General features: G+C 53.4%; 13 protein-coding genes and 2 pseudogenes. All 15 read right to left on the minus strand.

The window, feature by feature from the left end:
* Nucleotides 1-364: 364 nt before the first annotated feature.
* The 15 genes and pseudogenes from QLQ86_RS09370 to QLQ86_RS09440 all read right to left on the minus strand — a co-directional run bounded on the left by QLQ86_RS09370 (nt 365) and on the right by QLQ86_RS09440 (nt 14,723).
* Nucleotides 365-1,384, minus strand: a complete 1,020-nt coding sequence (locus QLQ86_RS09370) for a glycosyltransferase (protein ID WP_282816702.1) — start codon at nt 1,382-1,384, stop codon at nt 365-367.
* A 173-nt stretch (nt 1,385-1,557) separates the two neighbouring features.
* The gene (locus QLQ86_RS09375) at nt 1,558-1,752 is read right to left on the minus strand and encodes an integrase core domain-containing protein (protein WP_407650073.1); all 195 of its coding nucleotides are present in this window, start codon (nt 1,750-1,752) and stop codon (nt 1,558-1,560) included.
* A pseudogene (locus QLQ86_RS09380) lies at nt 1,724-1,971 on the minus strand (integrase core domain-containing protein); the annotation flags it as partial. The pseudogene QLQ86_RS09380 and the gene QLQ86_RS09375, both read right to left, overlap by 29 nt.
* A gap of 244 nt (nt 1,972-2,215) precedes the next feature.
* Nucleotides 2,216-2,366: pseudogene (locus QLQ86_RS09385) on the minus strand (IS481 family transposase); the annotation flags it as partial.
* Nucleotides 2,367-2,458: 92 nt separating this feature from the next.
* Nucleotides 2,459-3,298 carry a glycosyltransferase family 2 protein gene (locus tag QLQ86_RS09390; protein ID WP_282816703.1) on the minus strand — a complete coding sequence of 280 codons (840 nt, stop codon included), beginning with the start codon at nt 3,296-3,298 and terminating at the stop codon, nt 2,459-2,461.
* A 418-nt stretch (nt 3,299-3,716) separates the two neighbouring features.
* Nucleotides 3,717-4,727, minus strand: coding sequence for a glycosyltransferase (locus QLQ86_RS09395; protein ID WP_282816704.1), 1,011 nt, complete (start codon nt 4,725-4,727; stop codon nt 3,717-3,719).
* Nucleotides 4,727-6,226, minus strand: a complete 1,500-nt coding sequence (locus tag QLQ86_RS09400; RefSeq protein WP_282816705.1) for an O-antigen translocase — start codon at nt 6,224-6,226, stop codon at nt 4,727-4,729. Before QLQ86_RS09400 ends, QLQ86_RS09395 begins: the two co-directional genes overlap by 1 nt.
* Before the next feature lies 1 nt (nt 6,227).
* A complete protein-coding gene (locus QLQ86_RS09405; RefSeq protein WP_326521276.1) occupies nt 6,228-7,085 on the minus strand; it encodes a sulfotransferase family protein in 858 nt (285 codons plus the stop codon).
* Nucleotides 7,063-8,157, minus strand: coding sequence for a DegT/DnrJ/EryC1/StrS family aminotransferase (locus tag QLQ86_RS09410; RefSeq protein WP_282816707.1), 1,095 nt, complete (start codon nt 8,155-8,157; stop codon nt 7,063-7,065). The genes QLQ86_RS09405 and QLQ86_RS09410 overlap by 23 nt, the downstream gene beginning before the upstream one ends.
* Nucleotides 8,154-9,095, minus strand: coding sequence for a WxcM-like domain-containing protein (locus QLQ86_RS09415; RefSeq protein ID WP_282816708.1), 942 nt, complete (start codon nt 9,093-9,095; stop codon nt 8,154-8,156). The genes QLQ86_RS09410 and QLQ86_RS09415 overlap by 4 nt, the downstream gene beginning before the upstream one ends.
* A 61-nt stretch (nt 9,096-9,156) precedes the next feature.
* Nucleotides 9,157-9,708, minus strand: a complete 552-nt coding sequence (gene rfbC, locus QLQ86_RS09420; protein ID WP_282816709.1) for a dTDP-4-dehydrorhamnose 3,5-epimerase — start codon at nt 9,706-9,708, stop codon at nt 9,157-9,159.
* Nucleotide 9,709: 1 nt separating this feature from the next.
* Nucleotides 9,710-10,588: a glucose-1-phosphate thymidylyltransferase RfbA gene (gene rfbA, locus QLQ86_RS09425; RefSeq protein ID WP_282816710.1), complete on the minus strand. Its 879-nt coding sequence runs from the start codon at nt 10,586-10,588 to the stop codon at nt 9,710-9,712.
* Between the two features lie 109 nt (nt 10,589-10,697).
* Nucleotides 10,698-11,609, minus strand: a complete 912-nt coding sequence (gene rfbD, locus QLQ86_RS09430) for a dTDP-4-dehydrorhamnose reductase (protein ID WP_282816711.1) — start codon at nt 11,607-11,609, stop codon at nt 10,698-10,700.
* Nucleotides 11,606-12,667 (minus strand): dTDP-glucose 4,6-dehydratase, encoded by a 1,062-nt coding sequence (gene rfbB / locus QLQ86_RS09435; RefSeq protein WP_282816712.1) that lies wholly within the window; start codon nt 12,665-12,667, stop codon nt 11,606-11,608. The genes rfbD and rfbB overlap by 4 nt, the downstream gene beginning before the upstream one ends.
* Before the next feature lie 328 nt (nt 12,668-12,995).
* A complete protein-coding gene (locus tag QLQ86_RS09440; RefSeq protein ID WP_282816713.1) occupies nt 12,996-14,723 on the minus strand; it encodes an SLC13 family permease in 1,728 nt (575 codons plus the stop codon).
* Nucleotides 14,724-14,784: the final 61 nt, after the last annotated feature.

Raw genomic sequence — 14,784 nt, forward strand, 5'->3', positions numbered from 1 at the left:
GGGTCTTCTTCATCGCCGCTGCTTGCCTTGCCATGGGGTCACCTCGTTCAGTGTACTGCCTTAACGGGGTGTCCACTGTTGCTGGGCAAGATCAAAACACCAAGCGCCCCCACCAAGGGAGCAACATGAAGGGGATGACACTCTATGCCGTTTTCAAGAAGGGGGGCCCCAAACCGACGAAGAAGGAACGTAGGAAAAGGCAGATAACACTGCTTAACTATAGAGAGCCCGCGGAGCTTGTGTCAGGTTAATACTGTCTCTGTAAAAAACCTTGCTCATTATATGTAAAGACAGAATACCAACACAAGCATCTCTATTTACAAGATAGGATAAAGGCGCCGATCATCTTATATGAAATAAATAATCAAAGCCATTTATCCAAAACTTTCCGCCACATTTGTGCAATCACTATGTGGCTATAAAACCTCTCAGCAACCTTTCTAGCCTCAAGTCCCATTTCAAAATTCAATCTATCATCAGATAACATTGAGATTAATGACTCAGTCCATTCCCGGCTATTATCAGCAAGATATCCCACGGGCCCTTTCGTCATGACATCGACATTCATACCTACAGGGGAGACGATTGCAGGTATACCAGCTGAGAGATATTGGAGTAGTTTGAATGAGCACTTACCTCTAGTCCATTCATTATTAGGAAGAGGCATAACACCGACAGACCAATTTGGCATCTCATCAAACTCTATGCCTGGATACCATTTAACAAATTTTACGTGGGGGGCAAGGCTATTGGGAATATCGTTATAACTTTTTGTTAAAACGCGGAGTTCAAAGTTTGGATTTTGTTTGATGGCAGTTAACAAGCTTTGCGAAATATCATCCAGATACTTAAGATTACCAGGAGTTCCAATCCATCCAACCGTCCGTCGCTCAGAACAATCAAGACGATGAGTATTTATCTTCATCTGATTAACATTAACGCCAGTTGGTATAATCTCGACGCTAGAGTTCCATTTGGAAAAGTTTTCCGCTAACACCTCATTCCCGCAAACCACCCCTAAAGAAGCACTGGCAGCATTTCTTGCGGCCAAGCCACCCCTGTGAAGGTAAATTGCATCATCAACGTCTAGTATTTTATTTCCGGGTAAAAGCTTTTCAATAGTGGGGATCGTTGATATTAGTTCTTTCTGAAGTATCACTGCATCGTAACCCAAAGATTTCTGAATGAAAGATAGGCGCTCTAATAATGCTGCGAACAACCAAAACGGCCTTAGAAAATTGGATTTTGGTGGGTACCTAGATGTAGCAGGACAAATTTCCTTTAAACAGATTCCAGCTTCATTCAAAGAGTCAGTTATTACTCTGATGCGATATCTCGACGAAGGAGCGTTTATTCCACCCGTTATTGCAGCAATCTTATACATTCAAGGACACCGCTTGCTCACAAATTACAAAACCTATTAAGTTTGTGCGCTATAGAAACAATTAGCATAGGTTAATATGCGCCCACTTACAACAAACTAAAAAACCGTTAGCAAATTTTCTCTTTGACATTCTCCCTGAGTTAGGTCAATCCACAATATGAGTCACCGCTCCTTCATGCACACCGCTGGGCATAGGTGATGGGTGGAATATAGCCCAACGAGCTGTGCGGCCTGACATAATTGTAGTGGGTTCTCAATTGGTCGATTCCATATCTGGCATCAGCCAGGCTAAGAAACCAGTGATCATTGAGGCAACCATCGCGGAACTTTCCGTTAAAACTATCTGCCGGGCCCCATGTGATTAACAACCTTCTTGTTAAATAACTCAGGATATTTGGCCTGCCATTCCTTCATCCCCCAATGGGTGATTGATGGTGCAGCGCCTTTTGCGGGACGTGGTGATTATACAGCCAGGTGTAGCGTTTCAGCGTCTGCTCCAGGTTCTCGCCTGAGCTATAACGCCGAGTCGCCACCACGTCGCTGATGCGGCCGTTGAAGCGCTCCACCATGCCGTTCGTCTGCGACCGTCCAGGCTTGATCCCTGAATTCAAACAATAAGCGCAGCACCTGTGGTATCCAGGGCTCCTGAGTATCCCTGATCTTACCCAGCAATCGGGGACACCGATCTAAGCGATCATTAGGGCCTCGAAGGATTACCCCAATCGCACTGTGCCGGCTTGCCATGGGGTCACCTCGATCAGTGTACTGCCTTAACGGGCTGTCCACTGTTCCTGGGCAAGATCAGTGACGTGTGTGCGGACGATCATAGACATCGTCACGGTATTGCCAGCGCCGGATGGTCGCGGTTGAAACGCCATATTGGCGAGCCAACTCGCTATCCGTGATGCTGGAGAACGCTACCTGAATCTCGGCTTCGGATCTTCGGTGTTGTCGTTGCTTGCTTGTGCAGCTTGATGTCCATGAACCTGCTCCCGGATGAATTGCTGTAGAAGCTCCCTGGCTGCTATCAGAGGATAACTTCTATAGGCGATCCGATCATCCGGGACCTTACATCTAGTCAGTAAAAATATCTCTTCTACCAAGCTTACCGTTCAGGTTGTCCAAAAACCCAAGGAATACAGCCTTCAATTTTTTATACTTTGCTTTCTCAAAAAAAATAATAAAAAAAATGTCTCTCAGCATCATATAAAAGTAGGGCCTTGGAAACTCGGGGAAATTTCGGCGCAAATACAACCGGTTTCGAATTATATAGTATCTCCTCTGAGCACTGTGGTTTGTCGATACGAGCTCCTTTCCCAAGAATGATCTACTAATAGGCAACCCGATTACATGTTGCATGTAAACGTTATTGAGTTTTATAATAAAAAAACCTAACCTTCGTAGACGATAGCAAAATTCATGGTCGACTTGATCAATAAAAAGATCTTCATTAAAGCCTCCGACTTCACGCCATAGATCAAGCATAAATAGGTTTCCTGACGTGATAACATAATCACAGAAGGAAACCCCTGAGGTCTTTGGTAATCGATGACTAGGTGCAACTATAGCAACGGCGTTTTGCTTTACTAGGCTAACACCTTGCGAAATCATAGTCGAGAGCTCATTTTCATCGAAAGCACTATCCTGGTCCAAGGTAAGAGCAATTTTGAACCCTTTTAGCATTGCTATATTGCAACCAGTGTTCAAAGCTGCTGCTATACCCATGTTCTCCTTGAGCGATACATACTTCAGACGGCAAAAATGGCTAATTAAATGAGAGTTATCATGTGAAGAGTTGTCTACAACAACAACAAAATCAACAAGATTATAATAGCTGCTAATATTTTTTACGAATCTTGGCTCTGGGTTGTACCAAATCACGATGGCGCAAATTGAATTTGCATATTGATCCATAACCATATTGCACCACTGAAAATTAATTTAAATAAACACCTTGCTGCAAAACATTTCAGGTTAACCTGAAATCATAATTAATTTCACGCTATTCTCAATAACCATATGTCAACAAAAAACAACACATCCGCCATAGAGCTTCATCTATCTTTTGATAACATATATAAAGCTGTTTTCTTAAAATTTCTTTTGTGGGGTTTAAAGTATTATAAAAAACAACAAACCCAAATATTTATTTGAGATTTTCTTTGCTGCTAGATATTATATATCGAGCAATCATTTTATGCGCGCCAAACTTTATTTTTTTGTCCCAACTTGGCGCTAAATTTCTAGAAGAATAAGGGCGTGCCTCATTTTTGAGCAAGGAATTAAGTTAGCACATCAACAATCAACCTGATATATATAATTTATATTTATGTTATTTCAACTTTCTCTGGAAGCATGAAAAAACAATTTTTGGTTGATAATAAGGATGAGAGCCCCACAAACGCATAACTTTCCACTTTATTGAAAGTCCGTTCTGTTTTTTACTATTAAACAAAATACGCTTCACTCGGCAAGAAAATGAGAGGTCTGCCCATTTAATTTTTTCACGAGTGGCGGACTCTACTCTCTGAACTTCTTGTACATTCACATCAGCTTTTTTTTTGAGCACCTCTGCGATGTGCAAAAAATCGTTTAGCATTTGCAATTTATTATGCGCGGAGCGCAAACTATAAACTTCTTGCTCTATTACAGAGAAATTGGCACCAACTCGATTACTCAATGCTTCTTCATGTGCGCGATATTTTACCAAAGGCACATCCAAACGGCGAATATCAGCTTCATTGAGGTTTATGTAAAAAGAAAAGAGCAAATCCTCTGCGTAACTCTTACCATTAGGCTGAATAGGTACTGAAAAAACCCAACTACGATAGGCAGCGGAACAACCTTGGATAACCGGATACTCATTTTTAGGTTCTCGCAAAAAGATTTCTGGCTGCGCAAGATGAAGAGGCCTCTCAGCACTTGGGGAAATCTCGTGACCTCTACCACTAATTATTGATGTAAGCGAAAAGACACAGCCAGTTGTAGCCGAAAATGAATTCGCAATCATCTCTGTACGAACGGGAAGAGAAATGTCGTCACCCGCTGCCACCACTACAATGTCACCCGATGCTTCTTTTCCGCGCAGCAAGACATGCGCCACTACTCCAATATTATGCGCTGTTTGAACTACTCGCACCTTATGTGGCCCAACATAGTCTTCCGCAAGCTCCTGCATTATCTTAAATGTCTGATCCTGCGAGCAGTCATCCGACAAGATAATTTCAAGAGGTTCATATGTCTGAGAAAAAGCGCCCTCAACAGCCTCTCTTATATATTCTTCCTGATTGTAGGCAAACAGGACGAACGTGATGAGCGGGCGCTCCTGGGTTGTCTCTTCCATTATCCCTCACTCCTGATCGACCAGCCGAGCCGGGCATAGGCCTGATAACACTTTTCTGCCAGCCGCCCTTCTGGCCCGGTCTTGCTCAGCACGATGCGCAGGCCGACGAGGCCCGTCACGGCGGCAATGAGCGGGGATACCCCCATCGCCAGTTTGGGGGCGAGAAGCGCCAGGGCCAGAAGGCCAAGGGCGAGACCTCCATGAAGCACCAACAAACCGAGCGAAAGGCGCTGCCAGCGGAAAGCATGAATGCGATACACAAGAACATTCAACAAAGCAAAATGCAGCATATAAGCGACCATGAAGGACGGTCCGGCCGCCATGATTCCGTAATATGAAAGCGTTGGCCAAAGCATGGCCAAGAAAAGAATATTAAAATTTAATTGGACCAAAAGGAACGTGTTTCCACGAGCGGCGGCTGCAAGCGAAAAACCCAAAGGCCAGCTCGCGAGCTTGAAGACATTGCCCACCGTCTGCCATTGCAGCAGTGTGGCAGCAACTGCAAATTCAGACGAATAGAGCAATGTGATCACCCAAGGCGCACAACCGATCAGCAGCAGCAGGACGGGGCCACCAATGGCCAGCCCCAACTGCGCCTGATCGTTCATCAGGCGGTGGGCCGCCTGGTGATCGTGAATCACCTCGGTGAGGCGTGGGTAGTAGTCGGCCCCCATCGCGCCGAGTAGAAAGCCGACATAGGTCATGGTGATGCCCCAGGAAGCGGCAAACTGACCTGCGGCGTCCAAGCCAATCTCCTGGGTGATGCGCCCGCGCACCAGGAGAATTGTGGCGGCTGTCGCCAGCCCACCCAGCATGAAGGCTAAACCCAGTCTCGCCATGGGTTTCCAGATTTCCCAGGCTTCGGAGCTGCTGAGGCGTGGAGTGGTTGGTTTCGGCAATTGTCGAGTGAAATAAAGCGCCGCCGCCAACCCCATCAGCGGCTGTGTCAGCACGAACCAGACCAGCCCTGCTTCACCATAGATCGAGACCGCCGCAATCCCGAGCACCGTGCCGCCCAAGGCCCCCAGCACAGTTACCCGGCCGAGATCCCCGATCCGCCGCAGCCCTTGGAGCAAAGCCGTCTGTGCACCCATCATCAACGTCAGCAGAATGGCGATACCCAGCAGTGCGACTTCTAGGGCGTAGCCTGAATCTCCAAGCAGCCAAACCGAGATTTGCTCTCGCAAGAGCCAGACACCCAGCATCGCCATCACGCCCTGGATCAGGTGCGCAGCCAAAAGCACGCGCCTCACGCGGCTGAGAGTCTGTTCCTCGCCTTTCGCGCTGGCGATCTCGCGCACACCACTGGACTTCATGCCAAGACCAGCAGCGTTGCTCACCATATCCTGTAGGTTATTGTATATACTCAGCAGGCCAACACCGTTGGGCCCGAGCAGCACCGCAAGCACCTTCATGCGCAGAATGGACAGGAGAATATTGACTGCCTGGGCGCTACCAATGATCATCATCGAGCGGATGAGGCCACGAGAGGTTGACATCTTATTTCAGGCTAAAAGTAGACTTAAAATAATCTATATCATCACACAGGGCTTCTTTTACATAACCTTCTTCTTCACTTGTCATATTTCTTGGGGCGTCTGGCGCCAATCCCACCAATAACTTTCTGCGCAAGATTTGATATGCCGAAGACGTTTTCACCTGACTTGGTATCAAGGAAGCCAGATTTTTCATAGTTGAACTAGACATTGACGGGGCCGTATCAGTTTGATTGGAAAACACAGCATCAACACTTTCTAAAGACGGAAGTCTCAAAAATCTGAAACATTCGTTCACTATTTTGCTTGGCTCATTCTTGAGATCGGCAGAAGATACCAAAAGACAGTTACTCCGTCCAAACTCTTCAAGCCACATAGGGCAATATTTTGAATACTGCGAGAACTGAAGATATGACGTATAGCCGAACTTATCGGGCTTCTCTGGATCGTATCCAAAGCCATCTTTAGAAACAGCTTCCATAAAGCTTCGCTTTTCGAGACCAAGGCGAACACGCCACCTATAATGAGAAAAAGCTCTCTCCACAGGATCTCTCAAAACCATTATTATTTTCGGATTATCAAGACTTATAGATATCTTTTTTATAGAATCAGGCCATATCATATAACCTGTCGATGACTCTCCAAAAACCTGCGCTCCACAAGACTCATCAAATAATTCATTATGACTCCTAGCCCCTAGCTCATACTTTTTTATTCTGCAAAAATGATGTGGCTCCTTGCTTCTACTCATGCAGATTTTAGGGTGCTGGCTTAGATACTCATGCAAGGAGCTTGTGCCAGATTTAGCCGCTCCCGGAACAATAAGATTACAAAGATAATCAGACGGCACTTCGCACCTCACGAACAATTTTTTCCACGTCTTTAAATTGCAAGTGCGGGCCCATCGGTAAGCTGATCACTTCTCCAGCCAATTGGTTTGCGATAGGGAACGCTTCATTTGCAAAACCTAGGTCAGCGTAGGCCTGCTGCCGATACGGTGGGATGGGATAGTGAATCAGCGTGCCGATGCCGGCCTCCTTGAGCGCGGCCTGGAGCGCGTCGCGCCGAGGACTGCGCAGCACATAGAGATGCCAGGCGGAGTCTGACCATTCCGGCACTGCAGGAAGCACCAAGCCAGTCTCGGCCAGATGTTCGGAATAGAGAGCGGCGATGGCACGGCGGCGCTCAGTCCACTTATCCAACACCTTCAGCTTCACTCTCAGCACCGCGGCCTGCAGCGGGTCGAGGCGGGAGTTCACTCCCCGCACCTCATTGACGTACTTCTCCCGAGAGCCGTAGTTGCGCAGCATGGCGATGCGCTCGGCCAGGTCGGCGTCATTGGTGGTGATGGCGCCGGCATCCCCCATGGCGCCGAGGTTCTTACCCGGGTAGAAGCTCCAGCAGACGATGTCGCCATGTCCACCGATGCGCTCGCCCTTGTAGAGCGCGCCATGGGCCTGGGCGGCATCCTCGACCACATTGAGGTCATGTTGCCGCGCTATGGCCAGGATTGGATCCAGGTCAGCCGGCTGGCCGTAGAGATGAACAGGCAGCAAGACCCGGGTGTGAGGAGTGATGGCCGCCTCGATGCGGGCCGGATCGATGTTGTGGGTGGCAGGGGCTGGCTCCACCGGGACCGGGGTCGCGCCCACGTCAGATACCGCCAGCCAAGTGGCGATGTAGGTGTTCGAGGGCACGATCACCTCATCGCCAGGCCCCACCTCCAGCGCACGCAGCGCCAGCGTCAGGGCATCCAGGCCATTGGCGACGCCGACGCAGTGCGCCGTGCCGCAGTAGTCGGCAAACTCGGCCTCGAAGGCTTCGGCTTCAGGACCGAGAATATACCAGCCACTGTTGAGCACACGGGAGACTGCCTCATCAATTTCATGCTTGAGCTCGAGATAGGCAGCGCGAAGATCTAGAAAAGGAATCATCTCCTCCCTCCGGCGAGTTGCTTAAACTCCTCATAGCTCCGAATATAGTCCTCGGCATCGTAATATTCCGAGGCAAAGACAAGCAACAGTGCATCCGGTGAGTATTTATACTGAATGCCCCAGATCATCGGTGGCAAATGAATACCTATATCCGGGCGATCAAGAACGAACTCCTGCCGATTATTGCCATCGTCAGCAACAACAGAGCAATTTCCACGAACACAGATAAGAAACTGATGACATTGCCGATGCGCGTGCTCACCACGCGTCTCTATGCTAGGAACATCGAAAACCATGAAGTACCGCTTTGCGGAAAATGGAATCGTACGTTCAAACTCACCAACCGTCAAACTTCCCCGAATGTCAGTGACACGGTTTAAATGGTATAAATTAACTCTTGGGACTTGTGTATTATGGACACCTATCTCTGAAGACTGACTTACTTCCTCAGCGCCCGTTTTATGGTTAGAGCCAGCGTCAACATAGCCCATTATCCTGGCAGGATTTCCTACTACAATGGCATTGGGAGGTACAGAGCGAGTGACTACCGCCCCGGCTGCAACCATCGCATTGTTACCAATTCTAATACCTGGCAGGATTACAGCCCCCGCTCCTACAGAAGCCCCACTCTCCAGCACTGTTTCCAAAAACTTTTGAGGGTGCTGTTTACTGCGCGGCATGCGGTCATTTGTAAAAGTCGCATTCGGCCCGATAAAAACATCATCAAAAATGCGCAACCCATCCCAAAGTTGCACACCACTCTTAACGGTTACGCGATCACCAATTAGGACATCATTTTCAATAAGGCAATGCGAGCAGATATTGGTATCAGCACCTATCTCGGCTTCCGGGAAAACGACAACAAACTGCCAAATCCGACTGTTCTCGCCAATTTTTTTCGTTTTAACATCTGCAAGGGGGTGAATGTAATAACCCATTTGCGTTATTCCTTTTTAGCATACCGAATTCTAATTTCTTAAAATATTTCGACGTGTTTAATTATAGAAGAAAATATTCGGCATCTAAAAAACTTAAACCTTGCGAGTCTTTTGAAGACACAATGGGCTTTTCACCGTCTGACAGCTGCCAGTCGATCGCTAACTTATTATCATCCCAGCGAATGCACCGCTCGTGATCAGGCGCGTAAAAGTCGGTGCACTTGTACTGGAAGTCAGCGCTCTCGCTCATCACGTAGAAGCCGTGGGCAAAGCCCGGTGGCACCCACATCTGGAGCTGGTTCTCCTCCGAGAGTACCTCCCCTACCCACTGGCCGAAGGTGGGAGAACCCTGGCGAAGATCCACCGCCACGTCGAACACTTCGCCGCGGGTAACGCGTACCAGCTTGCCCTGGGGCTGGCGGATCTGGTAATGCAGGCCGCGCAGGGTGTACTGCACCGAGCGGCTGTGGTTGTCCTGCACGAAGGTGGCGTCGATGCCGGCCTCGGCGAAGGCCCGCGCGTTCCAGGTCTCCATAAAGAAGCCGCGCGCGTCGCCGAAAACCCTGGGCTTGATCAGCTTGACGTCGGAGATGCGGGTGGGAAGTACTTCCATTTCAGTACCCGTAGTCGGCAAGTTGCTTGAGGTAGGCGCCGTAGCTGTTCTTCTTCAGCTCATCGGCCTGGATCAGTAATTGCTCGCGGCTGATGTAACCCATGCGGTAGGCCACCTCTTCCAGGCAAGCTACCTTCAGGCCCTGGCGCTTCTCCAGGGTCTCGATAAAGCCGGAGGCCTCGTGAAGCGAATCGAAGGTGCCGGTATCCAGCCATGCATAGCCGCGGCCGAGCAGTTCGACGTTGAGGTCACCGCGCTCCAGGTAGGCCTGGTTGACGCTGGTGATCTCCAACTCGCCGCGGTGCGAGGGCGTCACTGACTTGGCGATCTCCACCACATCGTTGTCGTAGAAGTAGAGCCCCGTGACCGCATAGCGGGACTTGGGCGTCTCAGGCTTTTCCTCAATGGAGATGGCGCGCTGATTCGCGTCGAACTCGACAACGCCGAAACGCTCGGGGTCAGTGACCTGGTACCCGAACACCGTGGCACCACTCTCGCGGGCGTTGGCCGCCTGCAGTTGCTTGGAGAGGCCGGGCCCATGATAGATGTTGTCGCCCAACACCAGGCACACCGGGTCATCGCCGATGAACTCTTCGCCAATGATGAACGCCTGGGCCAGGCCATCGGGGCTCGGCTGCACGGCGTAGCTGAGGGAGATGCCGAACTGGCTGCCGTCACCCAGCAGGCGCTGGAAGCCTTCCTGGTCCTCGGGGGTGGTAATGATCAGGATCTCTTGGATGCCCGCCAGCATCAGCACTGAGAGGGGGTAGTAGATCATCGGCTTGTCGTAGATAGGCAGCAGCTGCTTGGAGATGCCCTTGGTGATGGGAAAGAGACGCGTGCCGGAGCCGCCGGCCAATACTATTCCTTTGCGTGGCATGGAGATTCCTGTATCGAGCAACATGTTACCGCCTTGTTCGCCGACCGTGCTTGGGGACAGACCCCACAGGTTGCAGCAATGCAGCGTATGACGATTGTGGTTGGCTGCGTTAGGCCTGGGTGTCTGCCCCCAAGCACTCGGCCAGTGTGCGCTCGACCCCATTTTGCCAATGCGGCATGACCAAGCCAAAAGTGCGCTTGAGCATGGTGGTATCGAGGCGGGAGTTGAGCGGACGCTGTGCTGGAGTGGGCCATTCCGTGGTGCAGATGGGGGCGATACATTCCGGAGTGGCCTGGATCGCAATGCCCTGTACTTGCAGCCACTTGGCGATGAAGGTGGCAAAGCCGTTCCAGCTGGCCTCACCGGCAGGAGCCAAGTGGTAGAGGCCTTCCTTGCTAGCATCGCCCAGCGCCTGAACGATGGCGTGGCCGGTTACATCGGCGATCAGCTCGGCGCCGGTGGGGGCACCAATCTGGTCGTCGATGACCTGGAGAGCATCGCGCTCCCGAATCAGTCGCGCCATGGTAGCCAGGAAGTTGCCACCGCGTGCGGCATACACCCAACTGGTGCGGAAGATCAGGTGCCGGCAGCCGCTGGCCTGGATACGGCGTTCACCGGCCAACTTGCTGACCCCGTAATGATTCACCGGACCGGGGGTGTCGCTCTCTTTCCAGGGCTCGTCGCCGCTACCGTCGAACACATAGTCGGTGGAGTAGTGCACCAGCAGGGCACCCAGCCCCCTCGCCTCTTCCGCCAGCACGGCTGGGGCCTCGGCATTGATCAGGGTGGTCAGCTCATGCTCTTCCTCGGCGCGATCCACGGCGGTGTAGGCCGCGGCGTTGACGATCACATCCGGATTGAGCTCGCGGACGGTCGCCCGTAGCCCATCGAGATCGGCCAGGTCGCCGATGAGGCTGTTCTGACCGTGGCGATCCAGAGCCACGACGTCGCCAAGGGGCTCCAGGGCACGCTGAAGCTCCCAGCCGACCTGGCCGTTCTTGCCGAGAAGCAGGAGCTTCATACCGCACTCCCCGTTCCCAACCTCTCGCGCTGGTAGCTGCCGTCCTGCACACGGCGGCACCACTCCTGGTTGTCCAGGTACCACTGCACCGTCTTGCGAATGCCGGACTCGAAGGTCTCTGCCGGTCGCCAGCCAAGCTCACGCTCGATCTTTCCAGCATCGATGGCGTAGCGCATGTCGTGGCCGGGGCGATCTGCCACATAGGAAATCAAGTCTGCGTAGGGGGAATGCTGCGACGGGGCCAGCTCATCCAGCAGCGCGCAGATCGTGCGCACCACCTCGATGTTCTGCTTTTCGTTGTGACCGCCGATGTTGTAAGTCTCCCCTACCTCACCTTTCGTCACTACCTTGTAGAGCGCCCGGGCGTGGTCTTCCACATAGAGCCAGTCGCGTATCTGCTCCCCCCTGCCGTAGACCGGAAGCGCCTTGCCTTCCAGGGCGTTGAGGATCATCAACGGAATCAGCTTCTCGGGGAAGTGATAGGGGCCGTAGTTGTTGGAGCAGTTGGTGATCAGGGACGGCAGGCCGTAAGTACGCTGCCAGGCGCGCACGAGATGATCCGAGCTCGCCTTGCTGGCCGAATAGGGGGAACTGGGGGCATAGGAGGTCTCTTCAGTGAACAGCCCCTCAGGCCCTTCCAGGTCTCCATAGACCTCATCGGTGGAGATATGGTGGAAACGGAAGGTGTCACGACGCTCAGCATCCAAGCCGTTCCAGTAGGCGCGGGCGGCTTCCAGCAGCGTGTAGGTGCCAACGATATTGGTCTGGATGAACTCTGCCGGCCCATCGATGGAGCGGTCCACATGGCTCTCGGCGGCCAGGTGCATCACGGCATCCGGCTGGTGCTCGCGAAGCACGCGCTCGAGTGCCGCCTTGTCGCAGATATCGACCTGCTCGAAGGCGTAGCGGTGACTGTCCTCCACTTCCGCGAGCGACTCCAGGTTGCCGGCGTAGGTGAGCTTGTCAACGTTGACCACGCAGTCGGCGGTATGCTGGATGATATGACGAATCACGGCCGAGCCGATAAAGCCCGCACCGCCGGTGATGAGTAATTTCATGGCTAAGACTTCAGCAAAAGGAGGTTGCGCAAATTGGGTGAGAGCAGCCTGCACCATCAATCTCGCCCAGAAAAGCTTCGAGCACGCTACCGCCCGGGGATTGTCCGGGCGCATTCCCATGCCCTGAGAGACGGGGATATCGCCGGGTAGCCCCAGCCCCGTGCAAACAGCCTTCGATGATCGGCCTATTCTACGCAACTGTGCCGGCCCGCTCCACGCTGAGCGCCGAATACGAGCCGGGTACCACAGCCAGGGGCTAAGGCGACTTGGCTTGTGAAGGATACAGCCCGGCTGTGGTGTAGACAACGGCGCTGCAGCATGCCCCTCCTCAGAAGGGGAACACCAGCGGCGTGAGCAGCAGCACAGCGGCCGAGTAGGTCAGGCTGACTGGCAGGCCGACCCGCATGAAGTCACCCATGCTGTAGCGGCCGGGGGAGTAGACCATCAGGTGGGTCTGGTAGCCGTAGGGGATAAGGAAGCAGGCACTGGCGCCGTAGGCCACGGCCATGATGAAGGGCATGGGATCGACGCCGAAGGCCTGGGCGGTGGTCCAGGCCACGGGGAAGGCCAGCGCGGCGGCGGCGTTGTTGGTCACCGTCTCGGTGAGCAGCAGGGTCAGGAAATAGCAGCCGATGAAGGCGGCATAGACGCCGTGGCCGCTGAACAGCCCCTGCATGCCCTGGGCCAGCAGGTCGGCGGCCCCGGAGGACTCCAGCCCCTGGGCGATGGCCAGCGCCGAGCCGATGATGACCCACAGTTCGAAGGGGAAGCGGCGGCGCAACTCGGCCGGGCTGAGCACGCGGCCGGCCAGTAGCCCGGCCATCAGCAGCAGCAGCCCGTGAAACAGCGGCAGCAGCTCCAGGGCGGCCAGGCCGATCACGCTGATGAAGCCGGCCAGGGTCAGCCAACTCTCCACGCGGCTGAGTTGGGGACGGGTGAGGCTGCCGCTGAGCAGGTGGAAGTTACGGTCGAGATTGCGATGCTGGCGAAAGTCGCTGCCCACGGCCATCAGCAGGCAGTCGCCCGTGCGCAGGGGAATTTGCCCGAGTTGGCCTTCCAGCCGCTTGCCGCCGCGGCGAATGCCTACCACCCCCGCATTGAACATGCTGCGAAAGTCCACCTCTTGCAGGGTCTGGCCGGCCAGCTCCGATTCATGGGAGATCACCACCTCCACCAGGTTGGTAGCCAGCAAGGCGTCGGCCTGGTGGCCGAACAACTTGAGCCCGGCAAATCGCTGCAGCGCCTGGACCTTGCTCACATCACCGGTGAATACCAGGGTATCGCTCTCGTGCAGGATCTCCTCCGGCCCCACCGGGCTGATCAGCCGCCCCTGCCGCTCGATCTCCAGCAGGTAGAGCCCATCCAGGCTGCGCAAACCATTGGCTTCGATGCTGCGGCCGATCAGCTCGGAACCAGGCTGCAGGTCGGCGGCAAGGAAATAGGAGAGCTTGTCGGCGGTCTCCTCGGGCATGTGGTGTGGAAGTGATCGGGCCCGCCACAGGAGCACGCCGAAAGTGAGCAGCGCCACCGGAATACCGACGAGGCTGAACTGGAACATGCCTAGCTCGAAGCCGCCACTGCTCAGGGTAAAGGAGTTCACCACCAGGTTGGTGGAGGTGCCCACCAGCGTGGTCATGCCGCCAAGGATCGAGGCATAGGAGAGCGGAATCAGCAGCCGCGAGGGTGCGATACGCTTCTGCCGGGAAATAGCTCCAAGGAAGGCGGTAACCACGGCAGTGTTGTTGACGAAGGCCGATAGTACGGCGCTGGTGCCCATCAGGCGGACAGTGGCGCTGCTCGCCCGGCCCCGCAACAGGCGCTTGGAGAGCCAGTCCAACAGGGGGGTGCGTTCCAGCGCCAGCGAAACCAGCAGCAGCAGCATGAGCGTGGCGAGCGCCGGATTGCTGTACTGACGCAGCAGCGTGGCGGTATCCACCAGGCCGGACAGCAGATAGGCCCCGGCCAAGCTGACGAAGGCGATGGCCGGACGCACCCAGCCGCTGATCAGTAGGGTCAGCAGGCCGGCGATGGAAATCAGTACCGCCCAGGTCATCATGGTCGCTCGTCCTTGAGGGGTCCGGGTTGGAATTCTCGGCTTGTGGGATTCTACTGTCAGT

Origin of the sequence: Halomonas rhizosphaerae, from assembly GCF_030012485.1 — a bacterium.
Taxonomy (GTDB): Bacteria; Pseudomonadota; Gammaproteobacteria; order Pseudomonadales; family Halomonadaceae; genus Halomonas; species Halomonas rhizosphaerae.